This is a genomic window from Neptuniibacter sp. QD29_5, from assembly GCF_047778125.1.
In the GTDB taxonomy this organism is placed as follows: domain Bacteria; phylum Pseudomonadota; class Gammaproteobacteria; order Pseudomonadales; family Balneatricaceae; genus Neptuniibacter.
This window is the reverse complement of the sequence record NZ_CP180556.1, coordinates 2,128,506-2,146,457: the sequence shown is the minus strand read 5'-3', so window position 1 is coordinate 2,146,457 and position 17,952 is coordinate 2,128,506. Positions and strand designations below refer to the sequence as shown.

Sequence of the window (17,952 nt, the reverse complement as noted above, 5' to 3'; positions counted from 1 at the left end):
CATGTCTAAATTACTATCTACTGAAGATAAATTCGACATCCAACAAAATTTCCGTCGCTACATGCGTTTGAAAGATAGTCATGAATCATCTACTGATGCCTATAAAAATGCCAAAGCTAACCGCATTTGGATTGCCGGTATTCTTTTAATGTTGTTTGCGCTAGCGTCTGAATTTTTCCTCGGTGCTGCAGCAGGTCTGTTTGGTGTTTATTTTTACAATGTAATCACTAGTTGGTTAGACGCAAATGCAAGCGATGAAAGTTTAGAAGAGCTTGATCGTTGGTTCTCTACTAAGAGCCTTAAGTTTGAAGGACGTATTCTTTACTTCAAGCACGATGATCTATTGGAAAACCCATTAGATCCATTTAACGAAGCTTGCTATGCAGTTGCTGAGTAAAATCTGATCTAGACTTAATTATGAATCGTAGAGTGCCGAAAAGTGAGAGCTTTTCGGCATTTTTATTTGTGAGAAAGTAATGTTTGATCTAAGAGAGAAGCGTGCTTGGATATTTGATCTTGATGGCACCTTAACTCAACCGGTTCATGATTTTGAGCTGATTCGCCAAAAGCTAGGTATAGATCCTAGTGATGATATTCTTGACTGCATAAAGCGTCAGTCTCCTGAACGCCAGCACTGGATGAATGCAGAGCTGGATCTGCTTGAAAGAGCGTATGCGTCTCAAGCGGCTCCTGCAGATGGTGTGCTTGAGTGCTTAGAGGTGCTAGCTGCCGCTAATTGTCAGATGGGTATTCTTACCCGTAATACTCATGAGTTAGCGTTATTGTCTTTAAAGGCGATTGGAGCGGATACATTCTTTGATAAATCGCATGTCCTAGGTCGCGAAGACAGTCAGCCGAAACCTTCTCCTGAAGGGATTCATATACTTTTAAAGAAGTGGGAGTTGCCAAATCACTCTGGCGTGATGGTGGGGGATTTTCATCTGGACCTGTTATCAGGGCGAGCAGCGGGTGTAAGTACTGTGCATGTTGATCTAAAAGATCGTCACTGGCCGGAAGATACTGATCTCAGGGTGAAAAACTTGCCTGAGTTAACATCATTACTGACCTTGGCTTAAACTTTTGTTTAACCTATCCTTCTGAAGTTAAAGGAAAAATTTCAGTTTTAAAAATAACTGCCTTCTCTCTCCCGATTTAAACTCAGCTTTGCTTGATCTTTGTCAAAGGCCTTTCTATCTGATTGGCTATATTGAGTCATTGGACCAACCTTTTGAGGTATAAGTATGACGATATTAGCCGAGCTACATCAGGATCATGTAAACCTTAATAAACTATTAGCAATTTTGCGTCAGAAAGTTAATCAGCTTAAAGCTGGTCAGCAGCCTAATTTTAGCCTTATGGCTGATCTTATTGACTATATCTCTAATTATGCGGATGGCCATCATCACCCCCGCGAAGACAAAATGTACAAATGTCTGGCGGATCGAAACCCTGATTTGGATCAGTACCTATTTAATTGCGCTAAAGATCATGAAGCATTAAAAACCTCTAGCCTTCAATTGAAAGAGGCTGTGGATGGTATTTTGCATGACTCAGTGATGCCAATGGATGAATTTGCCTGTCTGTTGGATGATTTTGTATCGCTGCAAACAGTGCATCTTAACTTTGAAGAGGGTCAATTGTTTCCCATGATTCAAGAGATGGTGAGCGATAACGAGTTAACTATGATTGAAAAACAGTTACCTAAGCAAGAGGATCCGCTTTTTGGTGAAATCAAAGCTAGGGAGTATATGGAGCTTTATAAAGAGCTTATGCTGGAAATGAGCGAGGCTTGTTAGCTTGTTCGTAACCAAATCAGGGAGACCTAAGTTTCTCTCTGTTTGTGTTGCTGAGGAAGTGCGTAAGTGATTAGTTAAGCATTTGGCTTAAATCGATTTGTGGCTCTTGAAACTGATTAAAAGAGACTCGATCGCGGCCATTATGTTTAGATTCATAGACTGCCTTATCTGCTGATTGGATCAGTTGATAGGCAATATTGTTAAGGTTTTCTTTTGGGTAGTTAGCTGGAGTGCAAAGCGATACACCGACAGATGTTGTCATTCTAAAGGGCTTTGCATTCTCATCCCGAAAAATCAGCCGCGAAAGTTTTTGCCTTAACGTATCTGCAATATCCATTGCGCGAGCTTTATCGCAATTTGGCAATAGTACCGCGAACTCTTCTCCGCCATAGCGTGCAATAATATCTGTTTTACGCAGCTGTTTACCTAAGAATAAACCGACCGTTCTTAAGACTCTATCACCTGTTTGATGACCGTAAGTATCGTTAACTACTTTAAAATGGTCTAGATCCATGAATAGGCAAGCAAGAGAATGATTTGCGCGGCTTGCGCGAGATAGCTCTCTAACAATTTCTTGATCAAACGAACGTCGATTATGTACTTTAGTCAGCATATCGATGCTGCTTAAACGATGCAGGTTTTCTTGGTTAATGCAGTTTTCGATACAAACAGAAATTACAGAAGCTAAATGCTGGATGTAGTCGTAGCGAACGTGCTGTGTGTAGCGGCTAGCATCAGCACTGCCTAAATGCAGACTGCCAATGAGACAGTTTTGACGAATTAGCGGTAACAGTGCACAGGACTCAATAGGGTTATCTGCTACAGGGAACGCTTCTCTGCGAACAGCTTCGCTTGGCGCACCCACTATGAGCTTCTGGTTAGGGTATAACGATTTTAGTAAGCGTTGGCTTTGTACAAACCGTAACGTATTGCCAGGAGGTGGCGGCACATAATCATCTAGTAGAGTGCGTGCAGCATGTTCCGGATCGAATAGGATTAGATTTACATTGCTCAGTTTAAAGAGGTCTTTAAACTCTATCAGCATTAAATCGAGTAATTCAGATAAACGAGCGCATGAGAGAAGACGAATCTCCACGTCAAAAAAGCTATTCAGGACGCTCTCATTACGCTCCGCCTTGCTTAACATTAAGCGAAGGGTGCGCTTGAGCTCCTGATTTTCCTTTTCTAGCTCGTTTAAACTCATAGTTCGCCTTTATAGAATCCGTTAAAAGGTTATCGGCACTTAACTTAAACTATAAAGTTTTTTTTAACATTTTTGTTGAGAAATATTAATGACAATTTTATATAGTTTTTAATAAGTTATGGCTGTTCATATATTGTTCTACAGTTTCCACTACGGCCTGAGTGTGTGCATCTATTTCCATATTTACACAGCTGCCTTTGGCTAAATCTCCAAAGGTTGTTACGGCTAAGGTTTCTGGGATGAGGTAAACGTTAAAAAGGTTATCCTGCTTCTCACCAATGGTTAGACTGCAGCCGTTAAGCCCGATAAAACCTTTGGCAAAAATATAGCGCTGAAATTCTGGGGCAGCTTCAAACCATACAATCCAGTTGTTTTCTGGCTTTTCGATTTTGGCAATTTTTACTTGCTGGTGGATGTGACCTGAAAGGAGGTGGCCACCGATCTCATCGCCAAATTTTGCTGCACGTTCAAAGTTAACCCTATCACCTGGAGCGAGGTCGCCTAGATTGGTTAATTTAAGCGTTTCCATAATCAGGTCGAAGCTGATTAAGTTATTCTCAAATGCGACAACGGTAAGACAGGTGCCGTTTAAAGCGATGCTAGCGCCAATTTGTAGATTGTCACAATGCTCTAAAGGAAGTTCTACTTGTAGCCGCATAAAATCGGCTTTAGTTTCAACAGCTTTGATTGTCGCTTTACCTTGAACAATTCCAGTAAACATCGGTGCACTCTTATAAATTTGCTAATCTAAATACTGCAATGCATCGTAACAACAATAGAGTTCTGCTGCAGCGACTAAATTACTTTTCGCTGCAATTGTTATAAACATCGAATAACAGCTAAATGATGGGGCCAATCCTTAAGGACAAAGGTATGAAAATTTTAGTGACGGGTGGAACAGGTTTTATCGGTAAACATCTTATCGAAGCTCGATTAGAAGAAGGAGACGAGGTGGTATGCTGGAGTCGGAACCCTTCTAAAGTCGCCGAATTGTTTCAAGGAAGAGTTGAAGCGCTGCGCGATCTACCTCCTCAAGATGAATTAATTGTAGATGCTGTTATCAATTTAGCTGGAGAGCCCATCGCTGATCAGAAGTGGAGTGAAGATCGCAAACAGCTTCTGCGTGAGAGTCGAATAGATCTTACCCATGAACTCGTTGGGTGGATCGAAGCTCAATCCGTAAAACCGAAAGTCCTTATTAGTGGATCAGCCATAGGCTATTACGGAAGCCATGACGATGATAAAAAACTTGGAGAAGAAAGCCTGCCAAATAGAGGGTTTACGCATACACTTTGTGCCGCTTGGGAAGCGGAAGCGTTAAAGGCTGAAGCCTTTGGTGTCAGGGTGTGCCTTATTCGAACAGGGGTGGTACTGGGTGACGGTGGTGCATTAAGCAAGATGTTACTGCCATTTAAACTCGGACTAGGCGGACCGATTGCCAGTGGCAAACAATGGATGTCATGGATACATATTGATGATGAGATTGAAATCATCTCTATGCTATTAACCCACGATCAGCTCTCGGGTCCATTCAACCTAACCTCACCTAATGCTGCAACGAATGCAGAGTTTTCAAAAACCTTAGGCAAGACCTTGGGACGTCCTGCATTTATGCCAATGCCAGGATTTGTTATCAATCTAATGCTGGGTGAGGGCGCTGAGTTGTTGGTGGAAGGTCAGCGAGTTTATCCCGAAAAGCTTGAAGAAATCGGTTATAAGTTTCACTATCCTGAGCTTTCTGGGGCGATGTATTCAGCCGTAAATTTTTAGCGAGTGCTTCTAGCTTTCTCTGCCTTCAGGAAATTGTGGTAAATCATCTGCGATTTCGTACCAATCGGCTTTATAGCTGCAATAGATATGGCTATCTGGTTTAACGGTAATTTCGCTATCCAGCGTTCCTAAAGTGAATTCAATATGAGTCCCGTCATCATTGATAGGCGCAAAGGTTAAACTAGAACCGCATTCGGAACAGAACTGTCGTTTGGTGCCATTAGGCGCAGTATACGTTTTAAGTAACTCTCCACCTTGTAGCCACTTAAAGTTCTCTACCTTCACGACTCCATAAGTACCGAATGCCGCGCCATGGAATTTACGACACATACTACAATGGCAATGCGCCATCGTCGGTTGTAAGTTAGAGACCTCGTATTTGATACCACCGCATAAACACTGACCAGTGAGTTTTGTTGTATCTGGATTTGTCGACATAAATTATGGTCTTAGCTAATGTGGGATAAAGGAAGTTCGGTACGGCTCACGATTTGGCGCATAACGAAGCTCGTTCTAATACTGCTTACCCCTTCTATCTGATTAAGTTCTTTCAGAAGGAACTTCTCATAATAGGACATATCTGGCATGAGCACTTTTAAGATGTAATCAGCCGCGCTACCTGTGATCAATGCGCACTCTACGACCTCTTCATAACTGGCAATAATGCGCTCAAAATTGTCTAAGATTTCGGGTTTTTGTTTATCCAGGCAGACATGGATATAAACACTCATGGGCAGGCCTACGGCATTCTTATTCAGCAGCGTTACTTGCTTTTCAATAATACCGGCGTCTTCTAATTGCTTAACTCTGCGCGCACAAGGAGAAGGGGATAGGTTGACCTTTTCAGCCAGTTCTAAATTGCTGATATCTCCATTCTTTTGAATCTCTTCCAAAATTTGCTGGTCGATTCGGTCTAATTTTTTGCTTGGCATAATTTCCTGCGGCTATTTTAGAAACTAGTGATGCTTGCTAATGATTGGATAAATTCCGCATTAAAAGAGCAATGATCAGAGGTGTTTTAACTATCCTAACGATTCTGATTGAGCCTTTCTAGCGATGGTTCCAGAACGCAAATTTTCGCCCTTTAAGATGTAGACACCTGCAGATGGTTTGTTTGCTTCCTTTATCCGTATAAAAAACGTTTAACTAACATATTAAGTTCGATGTTGGCTATTTGTGCCAATTTATCCTTATTTATTGGCTTTTGTCTCTAGGTATTGATTTAAATTGTGATTTTTTTGAGAACTTTCACTAAGGGCTTGCTGCTAATTTATTTACACCAAACTTGCTTGGGCAATTCATCCCCCTGGCCAGAGTTCAATTCACAAGATTGATGCAGCTTGTCCTAATCCGGGACCTTTGGGATTCCATAAGAATCCCCTTTTTATAGATTCTTAGTCCTTGGAAATTCCTATGAACAATTTAAATAAAGCTATTGATGCCTTAGGTGACGATGAGCGAAATCAAGAAAACAGAGAGTGGATTGATGCGCTAGACGATGTGATGGCAGAACAAGGTTCTCAGCGTGGTCGTGACATCATTCGTATCTTACAGAATTCGTTGTTTAAACAGGGTATTCACACAACAGAAGCCACGTTGAATACACCTTATCGGAATACGATACCTGTGAATGAGCAACGTAGCTACCCTGGAAATAGAGAGCTAGAACAGAAGCTTGAAAACATTATCCGTTGGAATGCTCTTGCGATGGTGGTCAAGGCGAATGATCAAGGTACAGGCGTTGGTGGGCACATTGCGACCTATCAATCCGCAGCCACTATGTTGGAAGTGGGTTTAAACCACTTTTTCAAACAGCACACGGTTGAGTATGGTGGTGATCAGCTTTTAGTCCAAGCACATGCTGCTCCAGGTATATATGCGAGAGCGTACCTTGAAGGCCGCTTAACTGACGAGCAGATGGCGAATTTCCGTCGAGAACTTCAACAGGGGGGAGGATTAAGCTCTTATCCTCATCCGAGACGTATGCCTGACTTTTGGCAGGGACCGACCGCATCGATGGGGCTTTCTACGCCTTCGGCAATCTACCAAGCAAGATTTATGAAGTATCTAGAAAATCGTGGTTTGAAAGAACCAAACGGCGGAAAGATTTGGTGCTTCATTGGTGATGGTGAGTCGGATGAGCCCGAAGTTTTAGGGACAATCAACATGGCCAGCCGAGATAACTTAGATAACTTGGTGATGGTGATCAATTGTAATCTGCAGCGCTTGGATGGCCCTGTGCGGGGCAATGGCAAAATTATTCAGGAGCTCGAACGAAGCTATCGTGGTGCTGGTTGGAATGTTATCAAAGTGATCTGGGGCAGTGAATGGGATGAACTGTTCTTACGAGACCGTGATGGCATTTTACAAGATCGAATGGATCAAGCTGTGGATGGCGATTACCAATATTACACCGTTTCCGATGGCCAGAGTGTGCGCGACCACTGGACGCAAAATGATCCTCGTTTAGAGGAGTTGATGAAGACGCTGAGCGACGAGCAGATCCGCTGTATAAAACGTGGCGGCCAAGATAGACAGAAGATCTTTAGTGCGTTTGATAAAGCCATGGAAAATACAGGTAAGCCAACGGTTATTCTAATGAAAACCGTTAAAGGTGATGGCATGGGGCCGAGTGCTGAAGGGCAAAATACAAGTCATCAGAAAAAGCAGCTAACGGCCGAAGAGCGAATTGAGATTGGTCGTCGTTTTGAAATTCCATTGAGTGATGAAGAGCTGGCTGCGGCAAGCTTATATAAGCCAGACCCAGATAGCCCTGAAATTCAGTACCTTCACAAACAGAGACAAATGTTAGGTGGTTATCTACCTTCCAGAAATGCGAACTTCGAAAAACTAACGCTTCCTCCTTTAGCTCTGTTTAAAGAGGCAGTATCTGGTACGAAACGTGAGCAATCCACAACCATGGCTTTTGTTCGTATGTTGTCTCATCTATTAAAAGATCCAGAGATAGGTAAATACATTGTGCCAATCGTGCCGGATGAAGCGCGAACCTTTGGTATGGAGTCCCTGTTTAAACAGTTTGGTATCTATTCTTCTGAAGGTCAGAAATATAATCCAGTGGATTCAAGTAGTTTGCTTCCATATAAAGAAGCTAAAGATGGTCAGCTGTTACAAGAGGGGATTTGTGAGACCGGTGCGATGGCGTCTTTCTTAGCGGCAGGAACCTCCTATGCAAACTACGGAGTGCCAACCATCCCGTTTTATATCTTTTATTCGATCTTCGGTTTTCAGCGTGTTGGGGACATGATTTGGGCTTGTGCAGATAGTATGGCGAAAGGCTTCCTTTTAGGAGGTACCGCAGGCAGGACAACGCTAAATGGTGAAGGTCTTCAGCATCAAGATGGTCACTCCCAAGCTATCGCGGCAACAGTACCTAATATGCACAGCTACGATCCTGCTTTTGCCTACGAGTTAGCGGTGATAATCAAAGATGGTATCGAGCGGATGTATATCAATAATGAAAATATTTTTTATTACATCACTTTATACAACGAAAACTACTTAATGCCAGCTATGCCTGAGGGGTGTGAAAAGGAGATTCTAAAAGGGATGTATCGCTACGTTAAGAATGAAAATCCTGGGCATAAAGTGCATCTGTTTGGTAGTGGAAGTTTAATGCAGGAGGTTTTAAAAGCCGCTGAGATCTTAGAAGAGTTTGGTTGTAGTACAGATATTTGGAGTGTGACCAGCTATAACCAATTGGTCAGAGATGCATTGGCTGTTGAGCGTGAGAATCTACTGAATCCCGATGCTAATGCTGAGAGCTATCTTCAAATTGCTCTGAAACACGAACAGGGTGTTTTTGTAACCGTCAGTGACTTTGTTAAATCTTTACCTAATGGCATTGCTCGATGGTTCCCGGAAGATCCCGTTGTATTAGGCACGGATGGTTTCGGATTAAGTGAAAGTCGTCCAACCCTCAGAGATCATTTCGAAGTCGATGCTCGTTTTATCGCTTGGGCAGCCTTATCTCGCCTTTATAGCAAGGGGGCGCTTAGCCGTGAAACGCTAAATAGCGCAAGAGATAAGCTCAAAATTCCTTATGAAAAAGCAGATCCTGCTTGTTTTTAATTTTCTAAGAAATAAAACGTCTTGCAGTTGTCGAGACTAAAAAGCGGTAATAAAGATGGGTTCAGAAGTTGTATCTATGCCAGATATTGATGGATCTGGCGAAGTAGTTGAGTTGTGCGCGGATTTAGGTGCAGAGATCAAAATTGGTCAATCACTGCTAGTGATTGAATCAGATAAAGCGTCTATGGAAGTGCCCTCTACTGTTGAGGGTGTATTGGAGGAATGGCTCGTTGAAGTGGGTTCGACGGTTGAAAGTGGAACTTTGCTTTCAGCTGTAGTGAAAGAAGGTGTTACTGATAAAAGTGATTATCAAGAAATTGCGGGAGTAGAAAAAGAAAAGGTTTTTCCAGAGAAAGCGCAGCCTGATGTAAGTAATAAAAAGGCTACAAAAATTAGCGGTGATACGACAAAGGCAGTGTACAGCGACCAAAGCACATCACGTACAACGTCCAGTCAGGTTTATTCAGGACCTGCAGCACGTAAACTGTCCAGAGAGCTCGGTGTAAATCTAGAGGATGTTTCGGGAACAGGTCCGCGAGGGCGAATTTTAAAAGAAGACATTAAGGCATTCATTAAACGAGAACGGGTTCATAAAACTGCGATGCCTCAATCTTCAGGAATTCCTCAGATACCTGAGCAGGAATTTAGCCGCTTTGGTGAAATTAATGCTAAGGATATGTCGAATATTGCTCGAGCAACTGCAGAACATATGACGCGGTGTTGGTTGAATATTCCCCATGCTACCTTATTTGATGAAGCGGATATCACAGAGTTAGAGTCTTTTAGAAAAGGACTGAAGCCTGAATCTCTACACTTAGAAAAGGCGCCAACAGTGCTGCCATTTATAGTTAAGGTTATTGCTCAAGCCTTACGTAAGTACCCATTGTTTAACAGTTCGTTAAGCGATGATGGCAAGCAGGTAACCTACAAAGATTATGTAAATATTGGCGTTGCTGTAGACACACCTGCAGGATTGGTTGTGCCGGTCATAAAAGCGGCAGATGTCAAAAGTATTTCTGAGTTGTCTATTGAGATAAATGACTTGGCAAGTAAAGCGCGTGAAAGGCAATTGAAGCCGGTGGATATGCAGGGTGGTTGTTTTACTATATCGAGTTTGGGACCTACGGGCGGCACCGGATTTACACCGATTGTTAATGCTCCAGAAGTCGCGATTTTGGGTGTTGCTAAAGCAAGTATAAAACCCGTTTGGGACGGACGTGATTTTCAACCAAGAAAACAGTTACCGCTAAGCTTGTCATTTGATCATCGGGTGATTAATGGCGGTGATGCAGGACGTTTTATGGCCTATATTAATACCGCCTTAACCGATATTAGACAGTTATTGCTTTAATAAAGTGAATTAATCTGAGAGTTTTTATAGATGTAGAACCCGGAAAAACCTAACTTTCTAAGGGCGTTTTAGGAGTTAGGTTTTTTGTCATTGGGTGACTGACTCTGTTGTTCAGTGAGCTTGTTTAACGCGTTCAGAGTTTGATCTAGCTGGTTTTCAATCTTTTCCAGTTTTCTTTCTAAGCCTTCTATACGCTCAATATTGCGTTCTTCCTTCTGGGTCAATTCTCTTTCATCTTGTTCAATAAAGAATACGGAGAAACTAGCGGTTAACATGGAGAACATCGCTAACCCCATCAAGATTAGTAGCGAACCAAATATTCTGCCTTCAGTTGTCGCGGGTACAAGATCACCATAACCTACTGTGGTAACAGTTACCCACGCCCACCATAGACCATCCATTGGTGTTTCAAAGGCAGGATCGATACCTGAAATTAGCAGTCCGGAAATCACCAAGATGATAAAGCAGATAAAGAGTGTGATGCCTAAGTTATGCCGAGATAAGAGATCACGGGTATCTTTGGAAACTCGTAGGAATATACCGATGGTGAGCGCAAGTCTTAGGGTTCGGATTATCCCAGCATAAAATGTATCGACCCCCCAAAGAACTGGCAGACCACCAAGTACGATGAGTGGGCTCATCCAATTGTGTTTGATATATTTAATGCGATCATCAACAAGCCAGAGCATTACGAAGAGTTCTGACATAAACAGTAGCCAGATTAGCCAGTCAGACGCGAAAGACGTGTAAGCATTTGAGACGCCTTTAGATTGTAGATACCAGTCTATAAGAATCCATATGGCTGCTAATACCATTGGCCCTTCAAAGCGGCGTCCCCAGAGTTTGGCACGTTCGTTTTCTTCAGAGGCGACCCCGCCTAGTCCAACCATACGCATTAGAGCCGTATGTCGAGTGTATTCCATTTATCGCTCCATTCTACTGGGTCTGCATTTGTTAGTGGCTGTAGTCCAAACGCTGTTGTCCGTCTGTCAGATCCAAGCGTTGGCGAAGCTGTCGGGCCCTCACTTTGGAAATGGCATCTAATATGAGGTCTCCTTGCCAATATTCATCCTGCTGGCCATATAGATGTTGCTGTAGATCCATCACTAACAAATTTATTGTTTGGTTATTGGCGTATTCACATACAGATTCTAGAGACTGTATGTCAGGTGCAGCCCAAAAGCTTTGAGCCCACTCAACTAAACGTAATTGTGCGACATTAGGGTTGTTTTGATTGCAGGCGATAGAGAATGCCTGAAAGGTATTCTTTTCGGTTATCTCAAACGCAACTCGTTTTTGTTTCTCTTCGAAGAAAGACTCATCAGGTTCTTCTGCAGATTGCTTTTTGATATTGCGTAGATGGTTAAACGTATAGATAAAGGCCAAAGTTGCCGCAACACTGATTCCCGTTAAAATCCAAATTAACACTGTGTTCGAACCTGAGGACTCTTCTTTATCTGATTGAGGGCTGTTGGTTGGAATAACTGCAGGTATAACTTCAATTTTTCTCTGACTGATAGAGGCTGTCTGCCCTTTGTTGGCAGCGGTATTCCACCAAGGAAGGTCGATAGATGGCAGGATGATCTCTTTAGTATTCCGAGGCGCAATTTCTAACTCTTCTACTCGTTGACTTATTACACCCTGTTCCGTCATACGTTCTTCTAAAATGACATTAAGCAGCGTAACTGTTGCATTAGAGTGCTGTAGTGATGCTATGGAAGGTAGAGACGAAGAAGGGAGACCTTCAGCTTCTAATTTTATGATTCGGGTAAGCTTGCCTGTTTGAGTTACCTGATTTAATTCATCTAAGTTGTCTTCAATATAAATCGATGTTGCCGGAAGCCATAACTTGTGTGTGTTTTGATTGGCGGGTGGTAGCACTGAAAGTAGAAGCGGCTCACTATTGAGTTCTATGACCGTGTTGTTGGAGAGAGTGGTTGAGAAAAACACGGGGCTGATTTCCACTTCGCCTTCTTGAAGTGGAAACAGAGTGTAGCTTGTTTCGGTAACATTATAGTTTTGGCCACGTACGACACTGGTATATTGCTTTTGCTCTTCCAGTGGCTTGATGATCGCATCAGGGGATTCTGGTGCGGTTAAATTTGTATCTAAGGGGAGCGGAGCAAGATGGAAAATCTTCGCGCGTAAAATTGCTTGTCCATTTACATAGAGCTCATCTTTATCAAGGCTAGATTCTAGAAAGATTGCTCGACCCGAACCTTCAGCGAGTTCCGGATTATCATTGGCTGGGAGTACAGAAATAGGAAGTTCTTGACTAGCTTGCTGCCCAACAAAGATTGCAGGAATGACTTGTTCCCCATCTTTTCTCGGTTTTAGTTGTAGTACCCAGCGAGTTCTGGTCGTTACAGAGCCTGTGGTATGGCTCGAAACAGTAACTTTACGTGTTCCAACAATATTAAAGTCTTTTTGTAATTGCCTTAGGTTTGGTCGAGCGACATCTTGCTGGTCAGTTTCTAAGATCAGCGTAATCTTTTGACCTAAATAGAGGGTGCTTGTATCTAAGGAAGAAGAGACCTTTGCTTGAGCTTGAAAAGCAATGAAAGCCAGAAGAAAGAAAAAGTGAGAATAAATTAATCGCAATGTAATCCTCGCACCAACATCGCTGGCTAAGACTCACCGATAGTTAGGTCTGTGAGCAAGAAGCTGTATTTTTTGTTTTATTATGAGTAATCCTGAAGGGTGAATCAACGTATTCCTGTTTAATAATCGTTTGATTAATTTAGCTTAGGTGAGTTTCGTTTCTCTCTGGTTTTTCATGCCTTAAGCCGTTAAAAATTTGTTTGTATCACTTGTCGTTGTACTTAAACGGTTGTTGGCTACATTTTGTCTATACTTTTGATTATTTGAGAAAAATTGAGGGTGCAGATGGAATATCTAGGGCAGGACGAAAAAGCGAATCTGTTAACAACGCTTTGCCAAGAGTTACAAAATCGATTACCGAAAGAAAGATCTGAAGCCTTGATTGAGTTTGCAACTCTATACTATTCATCTGCTTCGCTTGCTGATCTTCTAGAGTGGAAATTAGAAGATCTATATGGCTCAACGTTGGCCTGTTGGCAGTTTCTCCAAGAGCGTAAAGAGGGACAGGTTAAGGTCAGGGTGTTTAATCCTGATTACGAACTGCATGGTTGGCAATCAACCCATACTGTGATTGAAGTATTGCAGAAGGATATCCCTTTTCTCGTTGACTCTCTTCGAATGGAACTCAATCGACGTAACTTAACTATCCACGCTATACATAATGCGGTAGTGACCCTGAAAAGGGATGATAAAGGGGGATTAACGTCTTTACTCAAAAAGGATAGCAGAGCGAAAAACTCTCAAAGGGAATCCTTAGTTTCGATTGAGGTTGATCGACATTCGGATACTGCAGATCTTAAAGACCTAGAGCAATCACTAAGGAATGTCCTTGAAGACGTAACCATGGTGGTAGAAGACTTTGAGCCTATGGTTGAGCGATGCAATGCTCAAGCAGAAGTCTTCTCAAAAGCGGTTAAAGGCTTTGACGCTGAGGTTACCTCGGAGGTGCATGATTTTATTAAATGGTTGAAGGATCACTTTACTTTCTTAGGTTACGATGAATACCAGTTGGTGGATAAGAAGGGAAAGAAAACCCTCGAAGCTGTACCGGGCAGTCAGCTTGGACTTCTAAAATTTTGTGATGAGCATTGCCGATCTGCCTTAGTTAACGAGAATGATCGCGATGCGGAAGGCTTTGTCCTGATCCCCGATATTTTATCCTTCACTAAGTCTAATAGGGCCTCCAGTGTCCATCGTCCGACTTACCCCGATTACATCAGTATAAAAAAATACAATAAGAAGGGTGACGTTGTAGGTGAATGTCGTTTCTTAGGCTTGTATACCTCCAGTGTTTATATTCAGAGCTCGCGCCAGATTCCTATTGTGCGCCGTAAGGTGGATGCGATTATGGAAAAATCTGGCTTGCATCGCCATGGGCATGATTGGAAAGAGCTGCTACAGATCTTAGAAATTCACCCTCGAGATGATCTATTTCAAGTATCCGTAGATGATCTTTATAGGACCGTTATTGGCGTCCTCCAAATTCATGAAAGACGGCAGATACGTTTGTTTGTTCGTCGAGACTATTTTGGCCAGTTTTATTCCTGTCTGGTCTATTCACCAAGGGATATTTATAGCACTGACTTTAGGCACAAAATTCAGTCGTTATTGATGGAACAGTTGAACTGCACCCATGCAGATTTTACGACCTATTTTTCTGAATCCATTCTGACGCGTACGCAGTTTATTCTTCGTGGGGACAACATCGTAGAGGATTTTGATTCCGATAAATTAGAGCGGGTGGTGAGATTAGCCGCCCGTAGTTGGTGTGATGATCTTCGAGATGTCTTGGTTGAAACACTTGGTGAGGAATCAGGTATTCGAGTTTACAACCAGTTTGGTAGTGGTTTTCCAGCGAGTTACAGCGCGGACTTTTCCGCTAGAACAGCGGTAGTCGATCTACAACATATAGAAAAACTATCCGATCAAGCGCCATTGCAGCTTAGTTTTTATCAAGCATTGGAGCAGGAACAGAATTGTCTTAACTTTAAATTGTTCAGTTTAGGCGCATCCTTGCCTTTATCGGATGTTATCCCAGTACTCGAAAACTTAGGGTTAAGGGTAATAGATGAACACCCTTATAAAATAGAAAGCAAACGAGCTTTGGTGTGGATTCACGATTTTAATCTGCATTACACGGGAGCTGGCTCAGTATCACTTTCAACACTCAAAGAAGTGTTTGAAGAGGCCTTCCTTAAAATCTGGCAAAGTGATGCGGCGAATGATGAGTTTAACCGCCTCGTGTTAGCAGGCAATGTTGGTTGGCGAGAGGTGGCCATGCTTCGAGCTTATGCCGCTTATATGAAGCAGATTAGTTTTCCGATTAGCCCTGAAGCAATAAGCACGACGCTAAACGCTTATGTCGATATAGCGGCTAAGATTGTTCAGTTCTTTAAAGCGCGATTTGAACCCGGTAATTCCGCGGAACAAGAGGCGATAGAGTCGACCATTATTGATGCTTTAGAAGATGTGGGTAGCTTGAATGATGACCGAGTGATTCGACAGTATTTATTACTAATCAAGGCAACGTTGCGAACAAATTTCTATCAAAAAGATAGGCAAAATCTTAAAAGCTATTTCTCTTTTAAATTGTCCCCTGATGAAATCCCAGATATGCCATTACCGCGGCCCAAATATGAGATTTTCGTCTACTCGCCTAAGGTTGAGGGTGTTCATCTTCGTGGTGGTAAGGTGGCTCGCGGTGGACTGCGTTGGTCTGATCGAATGGAAGATTACCGCACAGAAGTCTTAGGGCTTGTTAAAGCTCAGCAGGTTAAGAATGCGGTAATTGTGCCTGTTGGGGCAAAAGGTGGATTTGTCGCTAAATCATTACATGACGGTATGAGTCGCGAAGAGTGGTTTGAAGAAGGTGTAAATTGCTATAAAACCTTCATCAGTGGGCTATTGGATATCACAGATAACCTAATTGAAGGTGAGGTCTGCCCACCAGCGGATGTGGTTCGTCACGATGAAGACGATACCTATTTGGTGGTGGCGGCAGATAAAGGTACGGCGACTTTCTCTGACATTGCAAACGAATTGGCACAATCCTATGGATTTTGGTTGGGTGATGCCTTTGCTTCTGGTGGTAGTCAGGGCTATGACCATAAGAAGATGGGGATTACCGCGAGAGGTGCATGGGTATCTGTTGAGCGGCATTTCCGAGAGATGGGTGTGAATACCGATAAGGATGATTTTACGGTCATTGGTATAGGGGATATGTCAGGTGACGTATTTGGCAATGGTATGCTGCTCTCTAAGCATATCCGTCTAGTCGCTGCCTTTAACCATTTGCATATCTTTATCGATCCAAATCCTGATGCTGCAAAAAGTTGGAAAGAGCGAGATCGTTTATTCAAACTGCCTCGTTCTGCATGGACTGATTATGATAAGAAATTGATCTCTGAAGGGGGCGGTGTATTTGACCGTTCTGCTAAATCGATCACCTTATCCGCTCAGATACAGGCACTTATCGGGGAGAAACTAGAGACTGTCACCCCGAATGATCTCCTTAATAAATTGCTAAAAGCGCCTGTCGATTTAATTTGGAATGGTGGCATCGGTACTTATGTTAAGGCGAGCACAGAAAGTGATGCTGATGTAGGTGATAAAGCCAATGATGCCCTACGTATAGACGGCCAAGAGCTAGCCTGTAAAGTGGTTGGTGAGGGCGGTAATTTGGGTATGAGCCAGCTAGCCCGAATGGAATATTCTTTGGCTGGTGGTCGGATGAATACTGACTTTATTGATAACGCTGCAGGTGTAGACTGCTCAGACCATGAAGTAAATATCAAAATCCTTCTGAACCAGGTAGTTGCCAATGGCGACATGACAGAGAAACAACGTAATTCCCTGCTCGAGGAGATGACCGATGAGGTTGCTTCATTAGTATTGAAAAATAACTATCGACAGGTGCAAGCGATCTCTATGGCAGAGTCTCGCTCATTTGAGGGGATGGCTGAGTATCAGCGTTACATTACCAATATGGAATCTGCAGGGAAATTGGATAGAGCGCTAGAATTCTTACCTGCTGATGATGTGTTAAATGAAAGACGAGCGTTGAAAAAAGGTTTAAGTCGTCCAGAGCTCTCAGTACTTATTTCCTATAGCAAAGCAGAGCTGAAAGAATTACTAAGTCTTTCATTCATACCAGATGATGAGTACCTTTCTCAGGAACTGTTTACTGCCTTCCCAGAGAAATTGGTGTCAGAGTTTAGTGGGCAGCTAAAAGTGCATCGTTTGAGTCGAGAAATTATCAGCACTCAAATCGCAAACCACATGGTTAACATGATGGGTATTAACTTTGTTGATCGTTTACGTATATCAACAGGGGCTGATGAAGCTGCTATAGCTAGGGCTTATGTGCTGGCTCGTGATGTGTTTGGGGTTGAGAATTTATGGCAGCAAATAGAAAAACTCGATCATAAAGTTAGCAGTGATATTCAATTAGAGATGATGCATGAATTACAACATTTAATGCGTCGAGCAACGCGATGGTTTGTAAGGAATCGCCGGGCAGAAGTGGACTGTGAAAAAGAGGTAGATAGCTTTAGAGCTCAGTTAGGCAAAATTGTACCTAAGCAGGAAAAATTGCTTACAGGAGAACCTTTAACGCGTTGGGAAAGTGCACTTAGTCGTTATCACGAAGCGGGAGTTCCTAGTAAATTGGCTAAATTTGTATCTGGTGCACGTTGTTTGTATGCCTCATTAGGTGTGATCGAGGTTGCAGATGAAGCGGATGTTCCGCCAGATCAAGTGGCTCAAGTGTACTTTGGACTAGGGCAGCGGTTGGAGCTTGATTGGTTGTCTAGAAAGCTCAGCAAATTGAGTGTCGATAACTATTGGCAGGCGTTGGCGCGAGAAGCGTTTAGGGATGATTTGGATTGGCAGCAGCGTGCCTTGGTGGCGACAGCTATTAAAGGGCGTGTCAAAGGGTCTACAGTAGAACAGGTGATCGATAAGTGGTGTACTGAAAATGAATGGCTACTTGATCGTTGGCAAAATGTTCTCAATGAAGTTAAAAGTGCTAAAAAACAAGAGTATGCAATGTATACTGTCGCGTTAAGAGAGTTGTTTGATTTGGCGAAAACAAGCCAGTTTAATACCTGAACGTGTATATGAGGGTCATTCCTCTAAATAGT

13 protein-coding genes are annotated in these 17,952 nt (G+C 42.7%); 7 read left to right on the top strand and 6 right to left on the bottom strand.

Going from position 1 to position 17,952, the window contains the following annotated elements; translation table 11 throughout:
- Position 1: 1 nt before the first annotated feature.
- The 3 genes from ACMXYR_RS10005 to ACMXYR_RS09995 all read left to right on the top strand — a co-directional run bounded on the left by ACMXYR_RS10005 (position 2) and on the right by ACMXYR_RS09995 (position 1,796).
- Positions 2–397, top strand: a complete 396-nt coding sequence (locus tag ACMXYR_RS10005) for a hypothetical protein (protein ID WP_415887732.1) — start codon at positions 2–4, stop codon at positions 395–397.
- Between the two features lie 79 nt (positions 398–476).
- A complete protein-coding gene (locus ACMXYR_RS10000) occupies positions 477–1,076 on the top strand; it encodes an HAD family hydrolase (protein ID WP_415901447.1) in 600 nt (199 codons plus the stop codon).
- Positions 1,077–1,241: 165 nt separating this feature from the next.
- Positions 1,242–1,796, top strand: coding sequence for a hemerythrin domain-containing protein (locus ACMXYR_RS09995; protein WP_415901446.1), 555 nt, complete (start codon positions 1,242–1,244; stop codon positions 1,794–1,796).
- A gap of 70 nt (positions 1,797–1,866) precedes the next feature.
- On the opposite strand, the gene ACMXYR_RS09990 is transcribed toward ACMXYR_RS09995, so the two are convergent.
- Together ACMXYR_RS09990 and ACMXYR_RS09985 are read right to left on the bottom strand one after the other, a co-directional pair.
- Positions 1,867–3,000: a DUF484 family protein gene (locus ACMXYR_RS09990; RefSeq protein ID WP_415901445.1), complete on the bottom strand. Its 1,134-nt coding sequence runs from the start codon at positions 2,998–3,000 to the stop codon at positions 1,867–1,869.
- Between the two features lie 97 nt (positions 3,001–3,097).
- Positions 3,098–3,721 (bottom strand): riboflavin synthase subunit alpha, encoded by a 624-nt coding sequence (locus ACMXYR_RS09985; RefSeq protein ID WP_415901444.1) that lies wholly within the window; start codon positions 3,719–3,721, stop codon positions 3,098–3,100.
- A gap of 152 nt (positions 3,722–3,873) precedes the next feature.
- Here ACMXYR_RS09985 and ACMXYR_RS09980 point away from each other — a divergent pair, with 152 nt between their 5' ends.
- Positions 3,874–4,770, top strand: coding sequence for a TIGR01777 family oxidoreductase (locus ACMXYR_RS09980; RefSeq protein ID WP_415901443.1), 897 nt, complete (start codon positions 3,874–3,876; stop codon positions 4,768–4,770).
- Between the two features lie 9 nt (positions 4,771–4,779).
- Here ACMXYR_RS09980 and ACMXYR_RS09975 read toward each other — a convergent pair whose 3' ends face one another.
- Both ACMXYR_RS09975 and ACMXYR_RS09970 read right to left on the bottom strand, forming a co-directional pair.
- Complete coding sequence (locus tag ACMXYR_RS09975) at positions 4,780–5,208, bottom strand: GFA family protein (RefSeq protein ID WP_415901442.1); 429 nt, start codon at positions 5,206–5,208, stop codon at positions 4,780–4,782.
- A gap of 11 nt (positions 5,209–5,219) precedes the next feature.
- Positions 5,220–5,702, bottom strand: a complete 483-nt coding sequence (locus tag ACMXYR_RS09970) for an Lrp/AsnC family transcriptional regulator (RefSeq protein WP_415884169.1) — start codon at positions 5,700–5,702, stop codon at positions 5,220–5,222.
- Between the two features lie 481 nt (positions 5,703–6,183).
- Here ACMXYR_RS09970 and aceE point away from each other — a divergent pair, with 481 nt between their 5' ends.
- Positions 6,184–8,859 (top strand): pyruvate dehydrogenase (acetyl-transferring), homodimeric type, encoded by a 2,676-nt coding sequence (aceE, locus tag ACMXYR_RS09965; RefSeq protein WP_415901441.1) that lies wholly within the window; start codon positions 6,184–6,186, stop codon positions 8,857–8,859.
- Positions 8,860–8,914: 55 nt separating this feature from the next.
- Positions 8,915–10,210, top strand: coding sequence for a 2-oxo acid dehydrogenase subunit E2 (locus ACMXYR_RS09960; RefSeq protein WP_415901440.1), 1,296 nt, complete (start codon positions 8,915–8,917; stop codon positions 10,208–10,210).
- Between the two features lie 68 nt (positions 10,211–10,278).
- Here the strand turns inward: ACMXYR_RS09960 and ACMXYR_RS09955 are convergent, their stop codons facing one another.
- Entirely contained in the window at positions 10,279–11,133 is an 855-nt protein-coding gene (locus ACMXYR_RS09955) for an ion channel (protein ID WP_415901439.1), read from the bottom strand.
- Positions 11,134–11,164: 31 nt separating this feature from the next.
- Positions 11,165–12,811, bottom strand: a complete 1,647-nt coding sequence (locus tag ACMXYR_RS09950; protein ID WP_415901438.1) for a BatD family protein — start codon at positions 12,809–12,811, stop codon at positions 11,165–11,167.
- Between the two features lie 285 nt (positions 12,812–13,096).
- Here ACMXYR_RS09950 and ACMXYR_RS09945 point away from each other — a divergent pair, with 285 nt between their 5' ends.
- On the top strand, positions 13,097–17,920 hold the full coding sequence (locus tag ACMXYR_RS09945) for an NAD-glutamate dehydrogenase (RefSeq protein ID WP_415901437.1): 4,824 nt from the start codon (positions 13,097–13,099) through the stop codon (positions 17,918–17,920).
- Positions 17,921–17,952 lie beyond the last annotated feature (32 nt).